This is a genomic window from Neisseria sp. P0009.S008 (assembly GCF_051958615.1).
GTDB lineage: Bacteria > Pseudomonadota > Gammaproteobacteria > Burkholderiales > Neisseriaceae > Neisseria > Neisseria subflava.
Map to the genome: position 1 here is coordinate 1 of NZ_JBQCVG010000113.1, position 232 is coordinate 232.

Genomic DNA, 232 nt, shown 5'->3' on the forward strand with positions numbered 1-232 from the left:
GAGCTCGTAGGCGGTTCAGTAAGTCGGGTGTGAAAACTCTGGGCTCAACCCAGAGACGCCACCCGATACTGCTGTGACTTGAGTACGGTAGGGGAGCGGGGAATTCCTGGTGTAGCGGTGAAATGCGCAGATATCAGGAGGAACACCAGTGGCGAAGGCGCCGCTCTGGGCCGTAACTGACGCTGAGGAGCGAAAGCGTGGGGAGCAAACAGGATTAGATACCCTAGTAGTC

Annotated in this window: 1 rRNA gene; it reads left to right on the top strand. The window is 57.3% G+C overall.

Annotated elements, in window-relative coordinates:
- A 16S ribosomal RNA gene (locus tag ACTHSQ_RS11500) occupies window positions 1-232 on the top strand; the annotation flags it as partial.